Consider the following 22,508-nt stretch of genomic DNA (forward strand, 5'->3'; position numbering starts at 1 on the left):
CGGATCCCTCACCGGGAACCGTGACACGGTTCCGGTGCGGGGTCCGGCACCGGTGCGCCGATGCTCGGCACGGCGAGTTCGGCACGGCCCTCGGCAGCGCGGTCCGGCAACAGCAGCAGGGTCACGGCACGTTCGAAGCGCGCGCCGATGCGCTCCCAGGCGACGGCCGAGGCCTCGAGGGCCTTCGCGTCGTGGTGCAGCCTGCCGGTGGCGCGGCTGAGGCAGGCGGCTGCCCAGTCGTTCTCGGCCGCGGCGGGGGTGGCCGCGGCGAGCCGTTCGGCGGCGTCGGGCAGGCCCGCGACGACGGCGAGTTCGGCGCCTGCGGCGGCGGCGTAGGTCTGGTACCGGCCCCGGGCACCGAAGGCCCGCTCCGTCAGCGCCGTCACGCCGGACGTACGGCCGGTCCGCACGGCGACGCGGGCGTCCACGAACGCCAGGAAGGACGCGAGGGCGCCGGGCGCGTCCGGCTGCAGATCACCCGCGATCTGGAAGGTGCGGGCACGCCACAGGGCGAAGGCCTCGGCGTCGCCGCGCAGCCCGCAGGCGAGCGCCGCCGCGCACACCGCGGGCGCCAGCCAGTGCGCCGAGGAGCCACCGGCCGCGCGCCGGCCGTCCCACAGCCGCTCCGCGTACCGCAGCGCCGCGCCGAAGTCGCCGGTCAGCACCAGCGCCGGGATCACCTTGCTCGTGGAGAGGCGGGGATGGTCACCGATCAGATCGTCGGCCAGCGCCCGCCGGGCCACCGAGAGCGCCGCCGGCAGATCGCCCGCCGCGACGGCGGCGACGGACGCGGTGTGCAGGATGTCGTCGAGCTCGACGGCCGTACGCGGGTCGTCACGGTCCAGGGCGGCGAGCAGTTCCACCCGTTCCTGGCTGATCCGGTGGGCCTCCCGCAGCCGCCCCGCGTCCGCCGCCACGAAGGCCAGGGCGTCCAGCCCGGTGCTGAGCAGCGCCGGATCACCGGCGGCGCGCGCGGCGGCGACGGCGTGCTCGGCCGCGACCGCGTCGAGGGGCTCGTTCCGGATTCGGGCGTGCCACACACCGGCGACGGCGAGGCCGGCGGCCACGACGGGGTCATCCGGATCGCCGGCGGCGACCGCGTCGTCCAGCAGGCCACGGATCTGCCCGGGGTCGTGATCCATGGTGAGGCCGGGCGGGAACCTGGCGGTCGTCTCCACCGCCCGGGCGAGCGCGATCGCCCGGGCGTTGCCGTCACCGGCGGCGCGGGCCTGCTCCGCGGAGTCCAGCAACAGCCCACTGACGACACGGTCGGAACAGTCGACGACGTGCGCGCAGTCGGCCGCGCTGCGCAGATCGGCCGCTGCTTCGCCGGGGGTGGGGGCGCGCCGGGCCGCCTCCCGGTAGTGCTCCAGGGCTTCGTTGAGGAAGCGGCGGGCGTAGGTCAGGTGGCCGAGCGAGCGGGCCAGCCGATGCGAGACGGCCGACCGGCCGGGTGCGGCGTTCGCGAGGGCGGCCCGCAGGTCGTCGACGACCGCGTCGAACTCCGCGCGCCAGCGGCCCGCGACCGCGCCCTCCAGCTCCGCGGCCGTGACCTGAGCCCACCGGAGATACCGTTCCTGGACGTCCGCGTGTTCCTCCCCCGCCGCCAGCCGGTCGCCGGCGAACGCCCGTACGGTCTCCAGCAGCCGCCATCTGGCCGCCGCCCGCTCGTGCACGACCAGGCTCTTGTCGACCAGCCGGCCGAGCACGTCGGCGACCACGGCCCGGTCACCGTCGCGAGCCACGAACACCGCGGCGTTCAGATCGAAGCCCCCGGCGAAGACGGCGACCCTTTCGAACAGCGACCGTTCCTCCTCGTCGAGGAGGTCGTGGCTCCAGCCGATGACCGCGCGCAGCGAGCGATGGCGCTCGACGGCCCCCCTGCCACCGCTGAGCAGGCGCAGGCTGTCCTCGAGGGCCGCCCGCAGGCCGTCGGCGCCCAGGGAGGCGCTGCGCGCGGCCGCCAGCTCGATCGCCAGCGGCACGCCGTCGAGCTTCGCGCAGATGCCGGCGACGACGGCGGGCTCGGCGGTGAACTCCGGATCGGCCGCCACGGCACGGTCGCGGAAGAGCACCGTGGCGTCCGACGCCACCGGCAGGGGAGCCGTCGGCACCATCCGCTCGCCCGGCAGGCCCAGCCGTTCCCGGCTGGTGGCCAGCACGGTGAGATCCGGGCAGGTGGTCAGCGCCCAGTCCACGAACGCCGCCACCGCGCCGATCACATGCTCGCAGTTGTCCAGGACGAGGAGCGCCCGGCCGTCGCGCAGCCGCTCGGCGATCGCTTCCTGCAACGACTGCTGCGGGCCCTCGGCCACCCCCAGCGCCGCCGCCACCGCCTGCTCAATGAAGCCGCTACGGACCGGGACAAGGTCCACGAACCAGCCACCGGACGGAAAGGACGGCGCGGCCCGCTCCGCGACGACCGCCGCCAGCCGGGTCTTGCCGACTCCGCCCGGACCCACCAGCGTCACCAGCCTGGCCTCCCGCAGCGCGCCGTGCAGCGCCTCGCCTTCGCGCACCCGGCCCACGAAGCTCGTCCGAGCGGCCGGCAGCCCCGACAGCCGGACGGGCAGCGCATCACGCCCGGCCTGCTGCCCGATCGCGGCGAGGGCCCGCCGGTCCGCGGCACCGAGCTTGCGCAGCAACGACGACACGTGGCTCTCCACCGTACGGACGGAGATGTGCAGGCTGTCGGCGATCTCGATGTTGGTCAGGCGTCCGGCGAGCGCCGCGAGCACCTCTGCCTCCCGCCTGGACACCCCACCGGGATACTGCGCGGCCATCGCGACACCTTCCTGGATCCGTGACCCCTCGTCGGGAGCTCGCAGGCGGCGGAACCTCCCGGCGCCGGAGCAAGGGCATCACCCAATATGCAGGCCCACCGCTCCGAGGTCGACCTCGTCGGGCCGTCCCACCGGCAGCGGGTGAGAGACCGATCCCGAAGAGCCTGCGCATCGGACCACACCGAAGCCCGCTGGTACCTCCGCCGCCGGCGCGGGCATACTCGGAGACCTGCCTGGACGGCGTCGGACCGGTGACGCCGCATCCGCGAGCTGGGAGCGACGGTGGCGTACGGATACATCGGATCGATGAAGGCCAAGCCAGGGCACCGGGACGCGGTCGTGTCCATCCTGCTCCGCGGCGTCGACGGCCTGCGCCAGGTGGGATGTGAGCTGTACGTGGTGAGCGTGTCCGACAGCGACGACGTCACGATCTGGGTCAGCGAGGTCTGGCACAGCAAGGACGCTCATGACGCTTCCCTGCGGCTCCCCGAGACCAAGGCCGCCATCGCCGAGGCGATGCCGATGCTCACGGGCGAGTTCACCGGTCATGAGCTGACCGTGCTCGGCGGCCTGGGCGTCTGAGCCCGCACGGCGGGGAGGCCTGTCGCACGCGCGTGGGCTCACTCGGGCGGCAGGAGGGGCCCGAGCGGGCCGAGATCCAGGTTCAGATCCCGGGAGTCGATGTCGAAGCGCTCCTGCAGTTCCTTCATCGCCTCGTCCAGGCGCATCAGTGCCAGCCCGAGTTCCTCCACCTTGTCGTCGGGGAGGTCACCGGTGTCGACCCGGCGCAGCGCCTGGCGCTCCATCAGCTGGCGTACGAGCTCGATCAGGGTGAGGACCAGCCGTACGAGGTCCCGCTGCACCTCCTCGGCGTCGGTCTCCAGCCTGCCGTGCAGCCGCCGCCCCGGTTCCGGGCGCCGGACGTACGGGTCGCGGCGCCGCGGCTGCGGCTCCGCGCGCAGGCCGGGCGGCTCCCCGTGCCAGTCTTCCGGCCCCGCGGCGGCCTCCGCGTCCCGGCGTGGCGGGTAGGCGCTCACGGCTGCTCGTCCTCCCGATACACCGTGGCCCGGATGGTCTGGTACGGCGGCGCCGGGTCCTCGTCGGCCAGCATCCGTTCCATCTCGGGACGGATGGAGGCGATCAGCGCGCGGAGTGAGATCCGCACCAGGTCGACATCCGCGATCGAGATGGTGATGTCACCGGTGATGACGACGCCACCGGCGAGAAGCCGGTCGAGCAGGTCCACCAGCGCGACGCGCTGGCCCCTCACGGGGAGCCCGCCCCGGGGCTCGGGGAGCTCGCTCGTCACCCGATCCACACCTCCTCTCCGTCCTCGCCACCGTCCTCGTTCTCGCTCTCGGTCGCGAAGGAGTAGGGCGCCCACGGCCCGGTGAGCTGCAACCTGATCTCGGGACGCAGGCCGGCCAGCCGTTCGACGGCGGCGCGGAAGTCCTCGGCCCGCTCGTCGTCGACGAGGTAGGCGGCGTTGAGGATCATCCAGCCCCGTTCGCCGGACAGCTGCGGGTCCTGCGGCCTGTGCAGGCGTCCGGTCGCGGCGATGTCGCGAAGCTCGTTGTCGATGTCGCTCGCCACGGCCAGCACCTCGCGGCGGGCCTGCTCCTCGCTGTGCTGCTCCACCCGGCGGCGTTGCAGGTAGGAGGTCCCGGGGCGGGCGGCCGGAGCGTCCTGCCCGGTGGCGGGGGCGCTGGACGCGGCCCGCTTGAGGTCCGCGTACGCCTTGACGCCCCATTCCGTACGCCCGGTGATGCGGTCCAGGGCGCGGGTGAACTCCTCGCTCTGGTCCCGCAACGCCGCTCTCAGCCGGTCCTCGTTGCGATAGACCGTCGCCAGCCCCAGCGGGGCGATGGCGGCGGAGGCCGCGGCGGCGTCCACCACCGCGTGATGCGCCCGGGCGGTCGACTCCAGCCAGCCGAGGTCCTCGAGGTTGCGCCGCAGGGCGTCCTCGCCGAAGTCGTCCAGGCTGACCGGGCTCACCACCGCCGTCAGCCCGCCGTGCCCGATGACCTGGACGGGTGCGCCGCCCACCCCGTCGACCTGCGCCAGCGCCTCGCCGGGCAGCTCCCGGGCGACACCGTAGACGTAGATCGCGCTCTCAGCCACGGCCGTCCTCCTCGGAATCGTCCAGCCGGCTCCTGCCCGTCCGCTCGCGGCGGCCCGAGTCGTAGTCGCGGCGGCCGGAATCGCGGCGGCCGTGGTCCGGCCCGGCGGCGTCCAGGTCCGGCTCGGCGGCCTCCCGGCGGTCGACGGGCTTCGGCGCGCGGCGGCCGGCGGCCGGTGAGATCTCCTGCGCGCCCTCGTCGGCGGCGGCCGTGGCGGCTTCCAGGGCTTCGATCCGCTCCCGCAGCCGGCGGTTCTCGGCGGCCATCTCACTGCGACCGGACGAGGACAGGGTGGGATCGTGCTCCCACCAATCGATGCCCATCTCCTTGGCACGATCGACGGAGGCGATCACCAGCCGTAACTTGATGGTGAGCAACTCGATATCGAGCAGGTTCACCTGGATGTCCCCGGCGATGACGATTCCCTTGTCGAGCACCCGCTCGAGGATGTCGGCGAGGTTCGCGGGCTCCGTACGCCGCGCGGGGGCGGGCGACCGTCCGTAGCCGGTCATTCCCCTGCCCGCCATCGGATCCGTCATGTCATCTCTCCCCCACCTGGCAACGGGAGTAGCGCTGGACGCGCCGGTAGGCGACCAGCTCCCCCTCTGGGTCGAGCTCGACCCGGTACGTGGCGAGAATGTCGGTGGAGTCGGGGATCCGCCTGGTCTCGACGACCTCGACGTCGACCTGCCACAGGCCCTGGTCGGTCCGCTCCAGCGATGTGATGCTCTCCGGTTCCCTTCCCGTCATCTCCTCCACGTCGGCGGCCGCGAGCCGGGCCGCCGCCTCCGCCGTCAGGTCACCTCGGGATTCCCGCCGAGCACGCCGCGGCCTGTCCCCCTCCTCCCGGCCGGTGGCGGCCCCGCGGCGATCCCGGTCCCGTGCGTCACCCTGCCGCACGTCACTCCCCCGGCCCGCTGCGTTCCGTCATCATCCGGCCCAGCAGTTCGTTCTCCAGGTCGGCGGCCTCGTCCGCGGAGAGCTCACCGGCCGCCCGGGCCCGCTCGACCTCCGACAGCTGCCGGCGGATGGCGGCGGGATCGTACATCTCCTGCTCCGCCTGCTCGAGAATCCGCTCTCCCAGCCAGGCGACACCCCGCACCGGCGCGAGCGGCAGGGTCAGCAACCCCGTTATCAGGCCCATGACTCATTCCTCCTCGGGGTGGGACGGGACGAAGTCGTACGGCGCGAGCGGTCCGAGCATGCGTAACCGGATGCGGCCGGCCCAGCGATCGCCGAGTTCGTCCACGGCCTGCTCGAACCGCGGGCGCTGCTCGTCGGTGACGAGGAATGCCACGTCGGCGGCCATGTCCTCACCGGCCGGCTCGCGTGCGGCCACGTCGTCGGCATGCGGCGAAAGGGCCGCCACCAGTGCCTCGGTGTCGGCCAGCCGCTTGTCGTCCAGCGCCTGCACGATGAGCTCTCCGAGGCGGATCCGGTCGTAGTAGGCTGCGTCCTCCGGCAGGTCCCGTACCTTCTCCCGCAGTCGCGCCACCTCCGGCTCCTCCTGGAGCACCTCCCGGAGCACGGCGTCCTCCACGTACGCGCCGAGGATGGAGAACTGCCGCCGGCCCGTCAGCTCGGTGAGGACCGCGGCGAACCAGTCGTGATACGGAACGAGCATCTCCTCGGCCACGGCGTCCGCGGTGGTGACCACGGCGCCGAACCGCAGCGGCAGGATCGTCGTCTCCTCCGCGAGCGACGCCACGACCCCCTCGTGCGCCAGCAGGTCCTCCCGGGTCCCCAGCCCGCCTTCGGGAAGGAGCTCGCTCACCACCCCGGCCACCTCGCCCTCCCGGATGAGCGACACCTCGCCCCCGCCGGTACCGGTCAGCCCCTCGGGCAGCCGGGTGTCCGCCGGAACGATCCCGTACACGTAGCAGACGGGTGTCTCCTCACCGGCGCTGCCCCGCGCCGGCTCCGGCCGTGTCCTCTCGCGCCCTGTCGTCTCGGGCCCTGTCATCTCGTGCCGTACGGTCTCGTGCTCTGCCGTCCGGGACCGTGCGGTCTCCGGCTGTCTCTTCGCCCGCTGCGTCGTCACGGCTCACGCTCCCTTCGGGCGGGCCGGCGACGCGGCCGCCGTTCCTCCTCCCGGTGGTCGGCCAAGGTCTCCTCGAAGGTCTCCCGGGCCGCGTCGAGGACCCCCTTCGTCTTGCCCTTGGCTCCCCCGTGAGTGCCGCCCTCCGTCAGGTCCTCCACCAGTTCGGGCAGGTCGCGCCCGCCCTTCTCATAGAGATCGAGCCGGTTGGTCGCCTCGGCGAAGCGCAGATAGGTGTCCACGCTCGCCACCACGATCCGTGCGTCAATGGTGATCAGTTCGATGCCGACCAGGGACACCCGGACGAAGGCGTCGATCACGAGGCCCTTGTCCAGGATCAGATCGACCACGTCCGCCAGTCCGCCACCGGTCGAACGTTCGACAGGGGATCCCGCTCCCTTGTACGGAGAAACCGTCATCGAAATCCACCCCTCCTCCGTGGTTGTCCTTCGGATCAGCTCTCGGCAATCGAGTCGTCACCTCACGATCACGTGGGCGGGGTCCGCGTCCGTACGGCCGCCGTGCACCTGCCGGGCGCCCCGGCTACCTCTCCGCCTCGGTCTCGGCCTCGGATTCGGCCGCCGGGCGGCGTCGAGCCGGGCGGGCCGGGCGCGTAGGCCGTTCCTCCTCCTCGTCCCGGGGACGTCGCCTGGCCGGCCGGGCAGGCCGATCCGCGTCCTCACCGGTGCGCCGCCGGGCCGGCCGTCGCGGCCGGTCCGCGTCGCCGGCCGGCCGTCGCACCCGCGGCGGCACTTCCGGCTCCCCGGGCTCCTCTGGCTCCTCTGGCTCCTCGGCCTCCTCGGACGCGCGAGCCCGTTCGCGGTCCTCCTCTTCCTCGGGCTCCTCGCCCTCCTCACCTTCCTCGCCTTCCTCGCCTTCCTCGCCGGGACCCTCTTCTTCTCCGGCTTCTTCTCCGGCTTCTTCTCCGGCTTCTTCTCCGGCACCCCGCTCGGCGCCGCGGCCCTCCTCCGGCCGCTCCTCCTCGCCCTCGGGGCGCTCGGCCTCTTCTTCGGCCCGCTCTCCGGCCGGTTCTCCGGCTCGCTCCTCCTCAGGCGCCTCCTCCTCGCCGGCACCGGGCCGCTCCTCTCCGGCCTCCTCCTCACCGGCACGTCCCTCTTCACCGGGGGCCCGGCCTTCCTCCTCGGGCTTCTCCCCGGGCTTCTCCTCGCGCTCGCGGCTCTCCTCCTCGACCGCGTCCTCGTGGGACTTCACCACCTCGCCGTCGCGGATCTCGCCACGCCAGCCCTCGATCTCCTCCTTGTTGAGGATCGCGTGGGTCATCGCGTGCCGGCGGAAGTGCTTGAACTCCAGCCGCGCCCGGCGGCCCGGAGCACGCCAGAGGTTCCCGGTGTGCTCGAAGAACCCCTGCGGGTGGTATTCCATGACCAGGCAGATCCGGGTGAGGTTCGGGGCCAGCTCCGAGAACGACACCGCACCGTCGACATAGCCTTTGGGCCCCTTGGCCCGCCAGACGATGTGGTCGTCCGGCACCTGCTCGATGACGGTCGCCTCCCAGTTACGGTGCGACCAGAAGACCTGAGCCTTCCAGTTGGTCTTCTCCTCCGAGGGGCGTTCGACGTTCTCTACCTTCTTCATGAAGGTGGGGAATTCCTCGTACTGTGTCCACTGGTTGTAGGCCAGCCGGAGCGGCACTCCGACATCGATCGTCTCGACGATGTTCGTGAGCTTCAGGCCCTTCTTCCCGCCCTTGCCCTTGCCGCCCTTGAACATCTGTTTGACCTTTTCCTTCAGCCCGGTCGCACCGGCACCGAGCGCCGCGCGGAACGGGCTTTTCCCCTCAGCGAGCGCCTTCACCCCCGAAACGGCGGCCTTGACGCCCGGTCCGCCCCCGTCCTGGCCCTCGACCCTCTGGAGCAGCCCCCGCGTGGCCTCGTTCATCTTCTCGCTGACCTTCTGCCCCACAGAGGCCAGCGCCCTCTCAGCGAAGGTCTCGAGAAAGCTTCTGGCCTCCTGTGCCAGCCGCTGTGTGGGCAGGCCGTCGGTCAGCTGGCCGGTCCCCCCGCCAGGTCGGTTTCCCTCCGTCATGCCTACCTCCCTTCCTCGGGCGCCGCGGCCTCATGGGTCGCGCGGAGCCGAGTACGGCCGGCGTTCAGCCGTCGTCGGGGCCGCCCGCGACGGGCCCCTCGGCCCGCCAGGGGACCGGGGGACCTGATCACGGACTGGTGGCGACGTCATGCCAGGCCTAGTGATCACTTGGGGTCACCGCGTCGCCCGCCCTCGGCGGGGGCGATCCTCGTCACGCCTCGGTACCCGCCGCGGGGGCTCGGGCCGCGTCCGCCGGGCCGCGGGACGGCGCTCCTCGCGGGAGCCGCGCTCCGGCTCCGGCTCCGGCTCCGGCTCGGGCTCTTCGCGCTCGTCCTCGCCCTCGTCGTACTCGTCTTCTTCCTCGTAGGGCTCCTCGTCGTACTCCTCGTCCTCGTACTCGTCGCGCTCGTAGTCCTCGTCCTCGAGCTCGTCGCGCTCCGGCTCACGCGTGCGTTCGCGCCGGGCCGGCTCTTCGGGCTCCTGTTCCCGTTCCCGGCCCCGGCCCCCGCCCCGCTCACGTTCACGCCGGGCGGACTCCCGGCGCTCCCGCGGCGGACGTGCCGGCTCTTCTTCGGGCTCTTCGGCCTCTTCGGCCTCTTCGCCCTTCGCGGCGCCCTGACCGCGCATCGACTCGGCACGCTGTTGCAGCTTGTCGCTGAGTGAGTCCATACGGCTGCTCGCGGCCTTCTTCGCCACTGACAGACCCGCATCGACCAACTGGCCGCGGAGGTCCCCGGTGAGCTTGTCCAGCGGCGCACCCAAAGGCGTTTTACTCAGCAGTTCCTTCTGGTCGATGGGCAGTTTGCCGCCGGCCGCCAGCAGCGCCAGGAGCGCCGCCAACCGGGTCTTGTGGCTGCGCCCCAGCAGGTAGCCCCCCACCACGGCGACAGCTATCTGACTTCCGCACTTCATGCCCTCTCCCCCCTACGCGACCCCAGAATCGTCGGAAACCTGGCGACAGCATGCGGATGAGTGAATGGAGATACGTGCTCCCGGGCCGTGCCATGGCGACCGACAGAAAGGATCACTGGATGCCCGGAAAACAAAGCCATGGATCAGGCCCAGGGTGCATCTCGCCAGGGACCAGGCGACCCGCGTCACGATGACGCGGCCGACCGTAGGTCGCGGCGTGTTCTGTTGTCCGACTCTACTCCGCCAATCCCCGCTGTACCGCTCTCCCAACAGTCCGCCGAATTTCTTTGCAAGCTCTTCACGTCGGCGATGACCCGCGTTGGCCGTCCTCAGACCGAAGGAGCGACTCACTCATCGGAACCGGTCCGGCATGGCCGGGAATCGACCTGTCTCGGCAACGGAAACGACCACACCGCCCGCGCTCTCCTTGGCAGCGATGACTACCATGGATGGTGTAAGCGGAGGGAGACACTCATGAGGTACACACTCGCCGCAATCGACATCGGGCAATATCTTTCGAGGATCCTGGACAGCATTATCCGGATCGCGCCCAGAGTTTTATTCTTCATCGTCATTCTGGTCATCGGCTGGGTGATCGCAAGGATCATCGATCGGGCGGTGGCGGCGATACTCCACCGGGTGCACTTCGACCGCGTCGCCGGGCGGGGAGTCGTGGGGGACGCGCTGAGACGCAGCGACTATGACGCCTCCCGGCTCATCGCCAGGATCGCCTACTACGTGGTCTTGCTGATAACGCTGCAGTGGGCGTTCAGCGTCTTCGGCCCCAACCCGGTCAGCGACCTGCTGAGGACCATCGTGGCGTGGCTGCCCCGGGCGGTGGTCGCCGTCATCATCCTGGTCATCGCCTCCGCGATCGCGCACGCCGTCCAGGACGTCCTTCGCGCAGCGCTCAGTGGCCTGCCGTACGGACGTTTCATCGCCGCCGCGACGGCCATCTTCATCCTGGTCATCGGTGTCATCGCGGCCCTCAACCAGGTGGGCATCGCGACGACCGTCACCGAGCCGGTGCTCATCACCGTGCTCGCCACGGTGGGCGCCATCCTCGCCATCGGGGTCGGCGGCGGGCTGGTGCGGCCCATGCAGCAGCGCTGGGAGCGGATGCTGTCCGTGGCCGAGCGCGACATGACGTCGCTGCGCGGCGGCTCGTACGAGCGGGGGCGCGAGGACGCCCTCCGGGGCCCCGGCGTACCGGCCGAGCAGGGCCCGACGCCTCCGCACGCCACCCGGACGGGGGCGCCGGAGACACCGGGGGGCACCACGGAGACGCCGCGCCCCCCGGAGACACCGCCGCGCTGATCGGCCGTCCCGTCGCGCGGGACGGGACGTCCGCTGACCGGCCGGGAAAAGGCCGGCCGGTCATGCCCACTGAATGCGTCGAAACGATGCCGTCCGGCACGGCCGGCGAATGCAACGGAAGACATGACGCCCCCGGAAAGGATGTGCCGCAACAACTGCCGATCACCCGGTGCGCGGCCTTTCCACGGGTTGACACAAAGGAGCGGTACGCGACCGTACCGGACGATCGGTATTCGACCGACGCCCAACTCGGGAGTGGATTGGAAGCGAGGGTGGAAACGTGACACGGCAGCAGGGGGAGTCGAAATGACGGCCGGCACGGCGGCTGATCGCCAAAGCGTGGCGGACTCCCGTTATTCGCCGGTCGCCGAGCACGGATTGATCGGGGACCTGCGCACCACCGCGCTCGTGGACAGCGTTGGCACGATCGACTGGTACTGCTGCCCGCGCTTCGACGCGCCGAGTGTCTTCGCCTCGATTCTGGACGCCGATCGGGGCGGGTCGTTCGAACTGGCCGCCGACGTGCGGGCGCGGACCAAGCAGTTCTACCTTCCGGACTCCAACGTGCTGATCACCCGCTTCTTCTCCGACGAGGGATTGGGCGAGGTCCAGGACTTCATGCCGATCCTCGACGAGCCACTCGAGGTGAACCGGCACCGGCTGATCCGGCGCGTGGTCTGCGTCCGCGGGTCGTTGCCGTTCCGGGCCCGGGTGGCCCCGAGGTTCAACTACGGGAGGGACGCGCACACCGTACGCCTGGAGCACGATCAGGCGATCTTCGAGTCGCCGTCGCTCACGCTGGCGCTGACGGCCAGCGTGCCGATGGAGTGCGACGGACCGGACGTGTGGTCGGCCTTCAAGCTCCACGAGGGCGAGTGCGCGGTGTTCGCGCTTGACCGGATCGGTGCCGACGTGCCGCCTCGCACCTGTCCTCTTATGGAGGCCGAGCAGTTGCTGGCGGCCACGGTGAGCTACTGGCGGCACTGGCTGTCCGCCTCGCGTTACCGCGGCCGGTGGCGGGAGATGGTGCACCGGTCCGCCCTGACGCTGAAGCTGCTCACCTACGCGCCCACCGGTGCGATCGTGGCCGCCCCGACGGCCAGCCTGCCGGAGCAGATCGGCGGCGAGCGCAACTGGGACTACCGGTACGTGTGGATCCGCGATGCCGCGTTCTGCGTCTACGCGCTGCTCAGGCTGGGCTTCACCGCGGAGGCCGCGGCCTTCATGAACTTCCTGTTCGACCACGTGGGCGCCTGCGGGAACGTCGCCTCGGAGTCGCTGCAGATCATGTACGGCATCGACGGGCGCAGCGACCTGCCCGAGGTCGAGCTGGAGCACCTCGAGGGCCACCGGGGATCCAGCCCGGTCAGGATCGGCAACGGCGCCGTCGGGCAGCTCCAGCTGGACATCTACGGGGATCTGATCGACTCCGTCTACCTCTACGACAAGTGGGGGCAGCCGATCTCCAGCGACCAGTGGCAGGGGGTCGCTGCGCTGGTGGACTGGGTCTGCGACCACTGGGACCAGCCCGACGAGGGCATCTGGGAGACCCGCGGCGGGCGCAAGTACTTCCTGCACTCACGGCTGATGTGCTGGGTGGCGATCGAGCGGGCCATGCGGATGGCCAACCATCGTGGGCTGCCCGCCGACATCCCCCGCTGGCGCAAGGTGCGCGACGGCATCTACCGGCAGATCATGACCCGGGGCTGGTCCCCCGGCCGGCGGGCGTTCGCCCAGGCTCTGGACGGCGACGTGCTCGATGCCGCGGTCCTGATGATGCCGCTGGTCAAGTTCATCTCCCCGACCGACCCGAAGTGGCTGCTCACCCTGGACGCGCTCGGCGAGGACCTGGTGTCGGACTCGCTGGTCTACCGCTACGACCCGGAGGCCAGCCCGGACGGGCTGCGCGGCGAGGAGGGCACGTTCTCGATCTGCTCGTTCTGGTACGTCGAGGCGCTGACCCGCGCCGGGCGGCTCGACGAGGCACGGCTCGCCTTCGAGAAGATGCTCACCTACGCCAACCACCTGGGCCTGTACGCCGAGGAGATCGGGCACGACGGCGAGCAGAAGGGCAACTTCCCGCTGGCCTTCACCCACCTGTCGCTGATCAGCGCGGCGTTCAACCTCGACCGCGCCCTCGGCTAGCGGGCGAGACCTCGGCGCCTGTCGACCCAGCGGATCCACCCACCGGATCCACCTGTCGGATCACCCAGCGGATCCACCCGGCGGGGCCCGCTGCGCGGCGACGACATTGCCGTCGGCACCGGCTGTCTGGTCCCTCCAGGATTGAACCGAATGCCAGACGTGCCCGTGTACGTAGTCGTTCAACAGTTTTCCTTTCAACAGTTTGCGTCCGCCCGGGGCGGCCTGGGGAACCGGTCCGCGCGGGTGGTCCTACGTGCTGGAAACGATGACGGCTGGCTGCCACGGGGGTAAGCCTGTGAGAACGTTGCAAGAACCGGAGACGAGCCCGGCCACCTGGAACGACGACGTCGAGTCCTCTCTCCTGGCCGGCGAGCAGGCGCTGCGCGTCGAGGGCAATCTGCAGGCGGGCCGCAGCTGGTTCGACACGGCCTACCGGCAGGCCGAGCGCTGGGGCGATGGCCAGGGAATGGCGCGGGCGGCCCTGGGCCTGGCGGGGCTGTGGGTGCACGAGAACCGCACGGCCGCGGACATCGCGCGGGTGCGGGTACGGCAGCGCGACGCCCTGCGGATGATCGATCCGCGGTCGTCGCTGGCGCTCCGGCTACGGATCAGGATGGTCGCCGAGGACGACTACCGCGTCGGCGAGCACATGGCGATCCTGGCCATGGTGGCGGAGGCCAGGCGCGCGGGCGACACGGTGGCCCTCGTGGAGGCGTTGAGCCTGGCGCATCACTGCCTCATGGGCCCCGAGCACGCGGCGCTGCGGTCCGGGCTGGCCCAGGAGCTGATCGGCGAGGCCTCCCGGACCAACCGCCGCAGCGACCTGCTCATGGCGTTGCTGTGGCACGCCGTCGACCTGCTGCTCTGCGCCGATCCGCACGCCGAGCGCTGCCTGGAGGAGCTACGCGTCCTGCTCGCGCAGGGCGACCATCTGGCGATCGGCTTCGTCCTGGGCACGATCGAGGTGATGCTGCACATCCGCGCCGGCCGGTTCGACCGGGCCGAGGCGCTGGCGGCGACCTGCGCCGAGCGCGGAGCGGCGGCCGGTGACATCACCGCGACAGGCTGGTACACGGCGCAGCTCGGCACGATCCGCTGGTACCAGGGCCGGGTCGCCGAGCTCGTCCCGGCGTTCACGCGGCTGTTGAACTCACCGATGCTCAGCGCGCTGGACAACGCCTGCCACGCGAGCCTGGCGGTGGCCGCGGCCACCGCGGGCGACCGGCGGCTGGCGGCGAGCGCCCTGGCCCGGCTGCGCGGCCGGGTCCTGGCGGACCAGCCCCGTTCCGGCAGCTGGCTGATGTCGATGTACGGCGTCGTGGAGGTCGCGCATCTGCTCGGGGACACCGAGACCGCGGCCCAGGCCTACACCCTGCTCAGCCCGTTCGCGCATCTCCCGGTGATGCTCTGCGTCGGCGTGGTCTGTCTCGGATCGGTCCACCACTCCCTGGGCGTGGCCGCCCTGACCACCGGTGACCTGGACAGGTCGATCGAGCATCTGCACGCGGCCGTCCACGACAACCTCGCGCTGGGCAACTGGCCGGCCGTCGTGCTGTCCCGGTCCCGCCTCGGCCAGGCCCTCGCGCTCCGGGACGGGCCGCTGGACGAGGCGGCGCGACGGGAACTGGCCCTGGCCGAACAGGAGGCGGCGGCCCTGGGCATGCAACTGCCCGCCGACGCCACGCGAGAGCCGGCGAGCCTGACCGGCCGGACCGGGGAGCACGGCGGGCGGGCACCTGTGGTGTGCCGGCGCCGGGGCAGGCAGTGGCAGGTCGCACTGGGCGGCCGCACCACGCTCGTGGACCACTGCGTGGGGATGCGGCACCTGGCGGCCCTGCTCTCCAATCCCGGGTACGAGATCCCCGCCACCGAGCTGGCCGCGGGTCCCGGGGCGCCCGAGACGGCGATGGTCCAGGGCGCTGTCACGTCCACCCAGCCGGTGCTGGACGACGTGGCCAAACGCCAGTACAAACAGCGGCTGGCGGAACTGCAGGCCGAGATCGACGACTTCGAGGCGATGAACGAGGTGGAGCGCGCCGCCGCCGTACGCACCGAACGTGACTGGCTGGTGGCCGAGCTCGCCTCCGCCGCCGGTATGGGCGGTCGGGTGCGCCAGTTCACCGGCAGTGAGGAACGCGCCCGGATCGCCGTGGGGAAGGCCATCCGGCGTGCGGTGCAGCGCGTCACCGACGCCGACCCGGTCATCGGCAATGAACTGCGCGCCACCGTGCAGACCGGTCTGCGCTGCTGTTACCGTCCGCGGTGAGCCCCATTCCCGCCGAAGGTACGATCCGGGCATGAGCGGACGTGGGCAGGAATCCGAGCCTGTTGCGGCGATCCCCGACGGTTTCAGATATCTGCACGAGCCCATGCGGGTGGAGGGCTCGATTCCGTTCCTCGGCGACCGGGAACTCGTCGAGCAGTTGAAGGAGCGCATCAGATACTCGGCGGGAGGCGCATTTCTCGTCACCGGATTCCGGGGGGTCGGTAAGACGACTTTGGTGCTGCGGGCATTGGACGATCTCCAGCGGGAATCCACCCGGGGCAGTGTCCTCCTGCCGGTCGTGATCAGCGTGGCCCGGTCCACCTCGACCGACCGGCTGCTCGTCGCCATCATCCGCCGGACGTTCGAGACCCTCAACGACCAGGGCTACCTCGGCCTGCTGCCGCCGCAGACCCAGCAGGCCCTGGTCCTGTCGTACTCCCGGACCTCCCTCCAGCTCAAGCACACCAGCGCGGACGCGTCCGAGCGCGCGGCGACCCTCGACCTCGGCCTCGCGGACAAGGCCGCCAAGACCATGACCGCCGGGCTGCTCGCCCCGAAGCTGGGGATGTCGGCCAAGCGCACCCGGTCGCTCGCGTCCGAGGCGGCCTACCTCAACTACTCCGAGACCGACGCGGAGTACGACCTGATCCGCATCGTCCAGCTGCTCGCCACCGCCTTCGAGGTCAAGATGGCCGAGCGGCGCGGATGGTGGCGGCGGAAGACCACGAGCGCACCCCGGATCAACGTGGTCGTGGTGATCGATGAGGTCGACAAACTGACGGCCGAGGACGGCGGGCTGGAGGGGATCAAGAAGACGCTGTCGGAGATGAAGAACGTGCTCACCATGCCGGGAGTGCATTTCCTGGTGGTGGCCGGGCCCGACCTGCACGACCGCGTGCTGTCGGACGTCGGCCGGGGAAACAGCCTTTACGAGAGCCTGTTCGCCTGGCGGCTCTACGTGCCGTGCTCGTGGAACGCGCCGGCGAGCCTGACGGACAACCTGCTGCGCTGGCGCAACGACATTCCCGCGCCCTTCTACCGCGACTTCACGGGCTACCTGGAGTTCAAGGGCCGGGGCATGCCCCGGCGGCTGCTCCAGGAGTTCAACGGATTCGTCCGCTGGAGGTCGGGCAGGCCGTACCTCTTCCTGACCGAGGAGGAGATGCAGCGGGTCGGCTTCTACGCCTGGCTCGAGAAGGTGCTCACCTCGTTCTACCGGCGGGACGCGGAGGACCTGTTCCCCATCGCGCTCGACGAGGACCGCTGGCGGCTCGGCTGCTACTACGTGCTGGACTGGGTGCTGCGGAGCAACGGCAAGCCGTTCACCGTGGCGGACATCGATGACGCGGTGCAGAAATCCGAGATCGATTCCTCGCTGCAGGTCTCGCGCAGCCTGGCGGACCATCTGCTGGAGCACCTCGACCAGCACGACGTGATCGAGGTGGTGCGCAGCCCCGGCTCCGACTCGACGATGATCGGCGATGTCGCCGAGGCGCAGCTGACCTCGTACCGGCTGGGCGGGACGATCAGAAGCAAGCTGACCGGTTTCGCCCAGGCGAGCGAGAGCGAACGCGCGGACCTGGACCTGCTGCGGCCGGCCCCGGAGGTCCCGCTGGGCGACACCCGCGACGTGCCCATCATGACGCTGGCCGATCGCTACCTGCTGCTGGACGTCATCGGGGAAGGCGGCGTCGGAACCGTCTACCGAGGCCACGACACCTCCTTCGATCGTCCGGTCGCGGTGAAGGTGCTCCGCTCGACCGTCGCCTCCGACGAGCGCACTCGCGCGCGGTTCCGGCGCGAGATCGAGGTCTCGCGCGGCATCGACCATCCGCACATCGTGAAGACGCTGGACATCGTCGACGAGCCGGACGGCAGGCTGGCCCTCGTCATGGAACTGGTCGAGGGCCCGGAGCTGGCCCAGATCCTGGCGGAGGCCGGCCCGATGCCGCCCGGTGAGGTGGTACGGATCGGTGCGCGTCTCGCCGACGCCCTCGGCTACCTGGCCGGACGCGGCCTGGCCAGGGTCGACATCAAGCCCGGCAACGTCATCCTCAACCGGGACCGGGGGCCGGTGATCATTGATCTCGGCATCGTCAAACGGTCCGCCGAGGACGACACCCGTGTCACCGCGGAGAACGTGGTGGTCGGAACCCCGCTGTACTTCTCTCCGGAAATGATAATGGGCGACAGGGTCGACATCAGATCCGACATCTACGCGCTCGGCCTGCTGCTCTATGTGTGCCTGCTCGGCCGTCACCCACTGGCCGACAAACCCATGACGACCATTTTCCACTGGATCAGCCAGGGCGGGGCCGACTATCGGGAATTGCGGGTCTCCGCGTCCCTGATAGCGGTCCTCGAGAAGGCGATGGCCCGGAAACCGGAAGACCGCTACCAGCGGCCCGAGGACCTGCGACGGGCGCTGCTCGACACGCCGGAGGCGAGCGCCCCGGCCTGACCGGCCGGCCCTCGCCGTGTCAGTCGGCCTCGGTCACCCGCATTCCGATGGGGAAATGGTCGGAGAAGCCGTTCTGGTCGATCTCCTTGCCCATCCCGCCGAACGGAACCGGCTTGGGATAGGTGCCGGGATCGGAGGTGCCCGGAAACCGCAGGATCTCGACGGTGTCCGCCTGGACGGCGATGGGCGAGTCCTCGCGGGCCATGTTCTTGTTGGCCAGGAACTGGTCGAGCTGGTTCGGCTCGTTGCTGAAGTAGAACGTGCCGTCGGGCCCGCCGGCGGCCGGCCACATCAGGTTCCAGAATCGCGGGGTGTCGGCCTCGATCACCCTGCGCCGCTGACGGGTGCTGAGGGCGTGCACCACCAGCGACGTGTCAAAGGGCTCGTCGTTGAAATCCCCCATCGCCAGCGCCGGGGTGTCCTCGCCGTGCTCCTGGAGCGCGCGCTCGTGGAAGAACGCCAGCGTCTCACCGGCGATGTCCCGGTAGCCGGCCGACTCGAAGGCCCCGCCGCTGCGCGAGGGCCAGTGATTGCCGAACACCGTCCAGGTACGGCCCCGGGAGGTACGGAAGTTGACCTGGACGATCTCCCGGGTCGCGTTACGGCGCATCACCACGTGGAAGAAGACCTCGTCGGCGGGGGCCTCCAGCAGGTCCGTGTCGTAGATGAACGCCACATCGATGCCGCGGGCGTCCTCGGTGTCGGCGTGCACGATGCCGTACCGGCGGTCGGGCAGGCGATCGTGGAGCACGTCGACCAGCAGGTCGAGCACGAACCGGTTCTCGACCTCGCACACGCCCAGCAGGTCGGGGCCGCTCCCGTCGTTCATCTGGGCGATCACCGACGCCAGCTGGGAGATCTTGCGATCACGGAGCTGCGGCGTCCAACCGGCGATGTCGTCCTTGATGACACGACGTACTTTCTCGGTCCGGCGAGGGGAGTTCTCCTCGTCGAAAAGGTTCTCGAGGTTCCACCAGGCGACATAGTACGTCGAAGGCATCTTTCCCCCATGGGCCATCCGCTTTGTCACGCAAGAATCGCATGCTCGGCCACAGGACAACATGAGAAACACGCTCAGGACCTGTGGTCACATGATTCGGGTCCTTCGGGCAAGGGCATTATCGACTGTCCAGGTGGCGTCACCGTTCCGGCCCGGGCACTTCCACGACACTTCCATGGCAAGGACGACGACCCATGACCAAGCGGACGACGCGTCTGAGGCAGTTGCTGAGCGACCCGAAGACACTCGTCGCACCGGGCGCCTATGACGGGACGGGCGCCCGGATCATCCAGTCGCTCGGCTTCCAGGCGTGCTACCTCAGCGGTTTCGAGACCTCGGCGAGCATGCTGGGAGAGCCCGACGTCGGCTACCTGACGATGACGCAGATGGCGGCGCGGGTCGCCGCTCTCTGCGACGCCGTCGACCTGCCGCTGATCGCCGACGGCGACACCGGTTACGGCAATCCGCTCAACGTCCGCCGCGCCGTGCGCCAGTACGAGAAGGCCGGTGCGGCGGCGATGCACATCGAGGACCAGACCTTCCCGAAACGCTGCGGCCACATGCTCGGGCGAGACGTCATCCCGGCCGGCGAGATGATCCAGAAGATCAAGGCCGCGGTCGACGTACGGGAGGACCCCGACTTCGTGATCATCGCCCGTACCGACGCGCGGACGACGAAGGGCCTGGACGAGGCACTCGACCGCGGTGCCGCCTACCACGAGGCGGGCGCCGACCTGCTGTTCATCGAGTCACCGGAGAACGAGGACGAGATGCGGCGCATCTGTGCGGCGTTCCGCGGCGTCGTTCCCGTGCTGAGCAACCAGATCGAGGGCGGGCGCACCCCGACGCCCGGCGTCCGGGCGCTCCAGGAGATGGGCTACGCGCTCGCGATCTTCTCGCTCGGCACGGCGTTCGCCGCCGCCAAGGGCATGCGGGACTACCTCGAGGTGCTCGCCGCGGAAGGCGACACCCGATCGGCGCGGCCGGGCATGATCTTGTTCGAGGAGTTCAACGAGCTGATCGGCATCGAGGAGCACACCACCCTCGAGGAGCGGTACCGAACCGTCGCGCCGCCCTCTTGACGGGGTCAGAGCCCTTCGGCGAGGGTGTCCCAGAACGCGGTCTCGTAAGCGTGCAGCAGACCCGCGGCGTGCAGCGCCTCAGCTGCGTCGTCACCGGCGGCGATCCCGGCCTCGATGACCGCGATCGCCTGTTCCTCGAAGCCCGGCGGGGACTCGGCGAAGAAGCGGAAGAAGCCGACCGCCTCCTCGGACAGGCCGTACCGTGCCCGCAGCGCCTCGGCACTCCGGCCGCAGTACTCGCCCCACTCGGCCAGGTTGGCCAGCATCGCCAAGGCCACCGCGCTGCGGGTGCCCTGCTGCGCGCTCTGCGCGAGGTAGGCCGGGTAGGCCTGGGCGAACGGCCGGGTCCGGTAGGCGCGCAGGTCCGCCTCGGCCCAGCCCAGCGCCGCCGCGAAGCCGTCGAGCAGTTCGAGCGCGGCGCTCTCCCCCTGTGCCAGCGACAGGAAGAACGGGCCTGCGGGCGGTTCGGCGAACCGCGCGGCGAGCAGCGCGAAACTGCGCCGGTCGCTGCCCACGATCCGGTATTCCTCCCCCGCCAGCCAGGTCAGCCGCTCGCGGGGCACCTCGCCCGCCTCCAGCAGCTCCAGGAACCGGTTGGGAGCCGGCCGCCCGGTGATCTCCGCGCGTGCCAGCGCCGCCAACTCCACCGCAGAACGCTCAGCCATGGCGTCTACGCCACCATCCGCACCCTGCCTCGTCAACCACCCGCGCGTGCGCTCGGGGCGTCTACTTGGGCGCTCACGTGGGCGCCTGGACGTTGGCGATGCCCAGGGTGCTCTGGGCGGGCAGCAGGCCGCTCTCGAAGACCGCCCCGAGGATCGGCGCGGTGAGCCGGGCGAGCCGGTCGGCCCCCTCGGTGCCCAGGGCCCGCCAGGGTGCCATGGCGAGTTCGTCGGTGAGGCGCTCGACGTCGTTCCGGCCCGCGTGGCCACGGGCGGTGGCCCGGCCCTCGGAGTCGACCCAGCCGCGGGCGGCGAGCCGGTCCTGGGCCGCGGCCCATTCCGATTCGCTCCAGCCCCGTCCGGCGAAGTTCTCCACCGGCGCGGCGCCGATCGCGGCGAAGGACACCAGCGACTCGCACGGGTCCAGGCCCGCGGTGAGCAGCGCGGCCACATGCCCGTCCCCGCGGTGTTCGCGCAGGATGGTGATGGCCTGCCAGAGCGCCAGATGAGGCTCGTCCGGCCAGGGCAGGTCGGCGTTGGCGGCGGCCAGCGGCCGGCCGGCGGTGTCGGCCGCCTCCGCGGCCCGCCGGGCCAGCTCCGCGGCCTCGGCCACCTCCTTGTCGTCCACGCGGTCGCCCAGGAGGCCGCGCAGGACCCGGTCCATGGCGCGCAGCCGGACCCGCAGTACCTCCTCGGGGCGGGCCACCTCCCATGCCGCCGGCACGTGCCGCGCGACCATCCGCGGGCTGAAGCTGTAGAAAGCGGCGGATACCAGGTGCGGCCCCGCCGCGCCGAGGGGGGCCGTCCGCCAGGCGAAGTAGCTCGGCCAGCGCGTGTCCACCGCGTATCCGAGCGTCGCGGCCTCCTCCAGCACCTCGGGTGCGAAGTACAGCAGCGCGTGCACGGGCTCCAGCTGGTGCCACATCCGGCGGGCCAGGGCCGACTCCTGGGACATCGTCGTTCTCCTTCGCTCAGCAGTCCGCTGTCTTACGGGTCTCGTCCGACGGTTCTTCCGACATTCCTTGTCCGACGTTCCTTGTCCGACATGTCGAAAGTAGAAGGTCTGGTATCGACATGTCAAGTGTGGAAGATAGAGTGCGGGCATGAGTCTCCGTCACGCGCTGCTCGGACTGCTGATCGAAAGATCCGCCAGCGGCTACGACCTGCTGAAACTCTTCGAGACCTCGCTGGCCAACGTGTGGCCGGCCACGCAGAGCCAGATCTACACCGAGCTCACCAAGCTGGCCGACACAGGACTGATCGCCGTCTCCGCGGCGGGGCCCCGCGGCCGCAAGGAGTACACCCTCACGGACGAGGGGCTGGCCGAGTTCCGGCACTGGATGGTGCAGGCTCCGCCACGCAAGAGCACCCGCAGCGACGAACTGCTGCGGGTGTTCTTCCTCGGCGTCCTCACCCCCGAGCAGGCCCGCGCCTACCTGGAGGGCCTGGCCGCCACCGCCGCCGCCGACCGGGACGCCCTGGTGAAGCTCGGCGAATCCATCGACTGGGGCGGCGACGGCCTGTCGGTCCACGGCCGTCTCGCCCTGGAGTACGGGCTCCGTTTCAGCGCCATGCGCCGCGACTGGGCCGAATGGGCCGCCGGCCAGATCCACTGACCGGACGGCACCGACCGGACGGCACGGACCAGGCGGCGCGGATCGGGCGGCGCGGACCAG

21 protein-coding genes are annotated in these 22,508 nt (G+C 70.9%); 7 read left to right on the forward strand and 14 right to left on the reverse strand.

The features are described 5' to 3' along the window. Window positions 1-8: 8 nt before the first annotated feature. Window positions 9-2,783, reverse strand: coding sequence for an ATP-binding protein (locus tag ACRYCC_RS38570; protein ID WP_433819026.1), 2,775 nt, complete (start codon window positions 2,781-2,783; stop codon window positions 9-11). 306 nt (window positions 2,784-3,089) lie between these two features. On the opposite strand from ACRYCC_RS38570, the gene ACRYCC_RS38575 reads away from it, so the two are divergent. After that, window positions 3,090-3,365, forward strand: a complete 276-nt coding sequence (locus tag ACRYCC_RS38575) for a putative quinol monooxygenase (RefSeq protein WP_433819027.1) — start codon at window positions 3,090-3,092, stop codon at window positions 3,363-3,365. A gap of 38 nt (window positions 3,366-3,403) precedes the next feature. Here the strand turns inward: ACRYCC_RS38575 and ACRYCC_RS38580 are convergent, their stop codons facing one another. The 10 genes from ACRYCC_RS38580 to ACRYCC_RS38625 form a co-directional block, all read right to left on the reverse strand. After that, window positions 3,404-3,820, reverse strand: coding sequence for a gas vesicle protein K (locus tag ACRYCC_RS38580; RefSeq protein ID WP_433819028.1), 417 nt, complete (start codon window positions 3,818-3,820; stop codon window positions 3,404-3,406). Next, on the reverse strand, window positions 3,817-4,092 hold the full coding sequence (locus ACRYCC_RS38585) for a gas vesicle protein (RefSeq protein ID WP_433819029.1): 276 nt from the start codon (window positions 4,090-4,092) through the stop codon (window positions 3,817-3,819). The genes ACRYCC_RS38580 and ACRYCC_RS38585 overlap by 4 nt, the downstream gene beginning before the upstream one ends. After that, window positions 4,089-4,904: a GvpL/GvpF family gas vesicle protein gene (locus ACRYCC_RS38590; RefSeq protein ID WP_433819030.1), complete on the reverse strand. Its 816-nt coding sequence runs from the start codon at window positions 4,902-4,904 to the stop codon at window positions 4,089-4,091. Before ACRYCC_RS38590 ends, ACRYCC_RS38585 begins: the two co-directional genes overlap by 4 nt. Beyond that, the gene (locus ACRYCC_RS38595) at window positions 4,897-5,442 is read right to left on the reverse strand and encodes a gas vesicle protein (RefSeq protein WP_433819031.1); all 546 of its coding nucleotides are present in this window, start codon (window positions 5,440-5,442) and stop codon (window positions 4,897-4,899) included. The genes ACRYCC_RS38590 and ACRYCC_RS38595 overlap by 8 nt, the downstream gene beginning before the upstream one ends. 1 nt (window position 5,443) lies before the next feature. Then, the gene (gene gvpO / locus ACRYCC_RS38600) at window positions 5,444-5,803 is read right to left on the reverse strand and encodes a gas vesicle protein GvpO (protein WP_433819032.1); all 360 of its coding nucleotides are present in this window, start codon (window positions 5,801-5,803) and stop codon (window positions 5,444-5,446) included. 1 nt (window position 5,804) lies between these two features. Then, window positions 5,805-6,047: a gas vesicle protein GvpG gene (locus tag ACRYCC_RS38605; protein ID WP_433819033.1), complete on the reverse strand. Its 243-nt coding sequence runs from the start codon at window positions 6,045-6,047 to the stop codon at window positions 5,805-5,807. A gap of 3 nt (window positions 6,048-6,050) precedes the next feature. Next, on the reverse strand, window positions 6,051-6,944 hold the full coding sequence (locus ACRYCC_RS38610; RefSeq protein WP_433819034.1) for a GvpL/GvpF family gas vesicle protein: 894 nt from the start codon (window positions 6,942-6,944) through the stop codon (window positions 6,051-6,053). Next, complete coding sequence (gene gvpJ, locus ACRYCC_RS38615; protein ID WP_433819035.1) at window positions 6,941-7,360, reverse strand: gas vesicle protein GvpJ; 420 nt, start codon at window positions 7,358-7,360, stop codon at window positions 6,941-6,943. Before gvpJ ends, ACRYCC_RS38610 begins: the two co-directional genes overlap by 4 nt. Before the next feature lie 124 nt (window positions 7,361-7,484). Beyond that, window positions 7,485-8,987, reverse strand: coding sequence for an SRPBCC family protein (locus ACRYCC_RS38620; RefSeq protein ID WP_433819036.1), 1,503 nt, complete (start codon window positions 8,985-8,987; stop codon window positions 7,485-7,487). Between the two features lie 174 nt (window positions 8,988-9,161). Further along, on the reverse strand, window positions 9,162-9,899 hold the full coding sequence (locus ACRYCC_RS38625) for a hypothetical protein (RefSeq protein ID WP_433819037.1): 738 nt from the start codon (window positions 9,897-9,899) through the stop codon (window positions 9,162-9,164). 474 nt (window positions 9,900-10,373) lie between these two features. Here ACRYCC_RS38625 and ACRYCC_RS38630 point away from each other — a divergent pair, with 474 nt between their 5' ends. The 4 genes from ACRYCC_RS38630 (at window position 10,374) to ACRYCC_RS38645 (ending at window position 18,088) form a co-directional block, all read left to right on the forward strand. Beyond that, on the forward strand, window positions 10,374-11,216 hold the full coding sequence (locus ACRYCC_RS38630; RefSeq protein ID WP_433819038.1) for a mechanosensitive ion channel family protein: 843 nt from the start codon (window positions 10,374-10,376) through the stop codon (window positions 11,214-11,216). A 339-nt stretch (window positions 11,217-11,555) separates the two neighbouring features. Continuing rightward, window positions 11,556-13,361 carry a glycoside hydrolase family 15 protein gene (locus ACRYCC_RS38635; RefSeq protein WP_433819039.1) on the forward strand — a complete coding sequence of 602 codons (1,806 nt, stop codon included), beginning with the start codon at window positions 11,556-11,558 and terminating at the stop codon, window positions 13,359-13,361. Window positions 13,362-13,656: 295 nt separating this feature from the next. Next, complete coding sequence (locus ACRYCC_RS38640; protein WP_433819040.1) at window positions 13,657-15,627, forward strand: hypothetical protein; 1,971 nt, start codon at window positions 13,657-13,659, stop codon at window positions 15,625-15,627. 31 nt (window positions 15,628-15,658) lie between these two features. Continuing rightward, complete coding sequence (locus tag ACRYCC_RS38645) at window positions 15,659-18,088, forward strand: serine/threonine-protein kinase (RefSeq protein WP_433819041.1); 2,430 nt, start codon at window positions 15,659-15,661, stop codon at window positions 18,086-18,088. Between the two features lie 19 nt (window positions 18,089-18,107). Here ACRYCC_RS38645 and ACRYCC_RS38650 read toward each other — a convergent pair whose 3' ends face one another. Further along, window positions 18,108-19,088, reverse strand: a complete 981-nt coding sequence (locus ACRYCC_RS38650) for an endonuclease/exonuclease/phosphatase family protein (RefSeq protein ID WP_433819042.1) — start codon at window positions 19,086-19,088, stop codon at window positions 18,108-18,110. A 194-nt stretch (window positions 19,089-19,282) separates the two neighbouring features. Between ACRYCC_RS38650 and ACRYCC_RS38655 the strand changes: the two genes are divergently transcribed. Further along, on the forward strand, window positions 19,283-20,170 hold the full coding sequence (locus ACRYCC_RS38655; RefSeq protein ID WP_433819043.1) for an isocitrate lyase/PEP mutase family protein: 888 nt from the start codon (window positions 19,283-19,285) through the stop codon (window positions 20,168-20,170). 5 nt (window positions 20,171-20,175) lie between these two features. Here ACRYCC_RS38655 and ACRYCC_RS38660 read toward each other — a convergent pair whose 3' ends face one another. Continuing rightward, window positions 20,176-20,835: a thiaminase II/PqqC family protein gene (locus ACRYCC_RS38660; RefSeq protein WP_433819044.1), complete on the reverse strand. Its 660-nt coding sequence runs from the start codon at window positions 20,833-20,835 to the stop codon at window positions 20,176-20,178. Window positions 20,836-20,908: 73 nt separating this feature from the next. Beyond that, window positions 20,909-21,787 carry an SCO6745 family protein gene (locus ACRYCC_RS38665; RefSeq protein ID WP_433819045.1) on the reverse strand — a complete coding sequence of 293 codons (879 nt, stop codon included), beginning with the start codon at window positions 21,785-21,787 and terminating at the stop codon, window positions 20,909-20,911. Between the two features lie 148 nt (window positions 21,788-21,935). Between ACRYCC_RS38665 and ACRYCC_RS38670 the strand changes: the two genes are divergently transcribed. Then, window positions 21,936-22,448 carry a PadR family transcriptional regulator gene (locus ACRYCC_RS38670; RefSeq protein WP_433819046.1) on the forward strand — a complete coding sequence of 171 codons (513 nt, stop codon included), beginning with the start codon at window positions 21,936-21,938 and terminating at the stop codon, window positions 22,446-22,448. Window positions 22,449-22,508: the final 60 nt, after the last annotated feature.

The sequence above is a fragment of the Actinomadura scrupuli genome, from assembly GCF_050971785.1.
Classification (GTDB): domain Bacteria; phylum Actinomycetota; class Actinomycetes; order Streptosporangiales; family Streptosporangiaceae; genus Actinomadura_E; species Actinomadura_E scrupuli.

What these genes read in the sequence shown, in the direction of transcription:
- ACRYCC_RS38605 (WP_433819033.1), bottom strand. Translation starts at nt 6,047, where the DNA reads ATGGGCCTGATAACGGGGTTGCTGACCCTGCCGCTCGCGCCGGTGCGG.
- ACRYCC_RS38620 (WP_433819036.1), bottom strand. Translation starts at nt 8,987, where the DNA reads ATGACGGAGGGAAACCGACCTGGCGGGGGGACCGGCCAGCTGACCGAC.
- gvpJ (WP_433819035.1), bottom strand. Translation starts at nt 7,360, where the DNA reads ATGACGGTTTCTCCGTACAAGGGAGCGGGATCCCCTGTCGAACGTTCG.
- ACRYCC_RS38645 (WP_433819041.1), top strand. Translation starts at nt 15,659, where the DNA reads ATGAGCGGACGTGGGCAGGAATCCGAGCCTGTTGCGGCGATCCCCGAC.
- ACRYCC_RS38570 (WP_433819026.1), bottom strand. Translation starts at nt 2,783, where the DNA reads ATGGCCGCGCAGTATCCCGGTGGGGTGTCCAGGCGGGAGGCAGAGGTG.
- ACRYCC_RS38670 (WP_433819046.1), top strand. Translation starts at nt 21,936, where the DNA reads ATGAGTCTCCGTCACGCGCTGCTCGGACTGCTGATCGAAAGATCCGCC.
- ACRYCC_RS38595 (WP_433819031.1), bottom strand. Translation starts at nt 5,442, where the DNA reads ATGACGGATCCGATGGCGGGCAGGGGAATGACCGGCTACGGACGGTCG.
- ACRYCC_RS38655 (WP_433819043.1), top strand. Translation starts at nt 19,283, where the DNA reads ATGACCAAGCGGACGACGCGTCTGAGGCAGTTGCTGAGCGACCCGAAG.
- ACRYCC_RS38665 (WP_433819045.1), bottom strand. Translation starts at nt 21,787, where the DNA reads ATGTCCCAGGAGTCGGCCCTGGCCCGCCGGATGTGGCACCAGCTGGAG.
- ACRYCC_RS38625 (WP_433819037.1), bottom strand. Translation starts at nt 9,899, where the DNA reads ATGAAGTGCGGAAGTCAGATAGCTGTCGCCGTGGTGGGGGGCTACCTG.
- ACRYCC_RS38650 (WP_433819042.1), bottom strand. Translation starts at nt 19,088, where the DNA reads ATGCCTTCGACGTACTATGTCGCCTGGTGGAACCTCGAGAACCTTTTC.
- ACRYCC_RS38630 (WP_433819038.1), top strand. Translation starts at nt 10,374, where the DNA reads ATGAGGTACACACTCGCCGCAATCGACATCGGGCAATATCTTTCGAGG.
- ACRYCC_RS38660 (WP_433819044.1), bottom strand. Translation starts at nt 20,835, where the DNA reads ATGGCTGAGCGTTCTGCGGTGGAGTTGGCGGCGCTGGCACGCGCGGAG.
- ACRYCC_RS38575 (WP_433819027.1), top strand. Translation starts at nt 3,090, where the DNA reads ATGAAGGCCAAGCCAGGGCACCGGGACGCGGTCGTGTCCATCCTGCTC.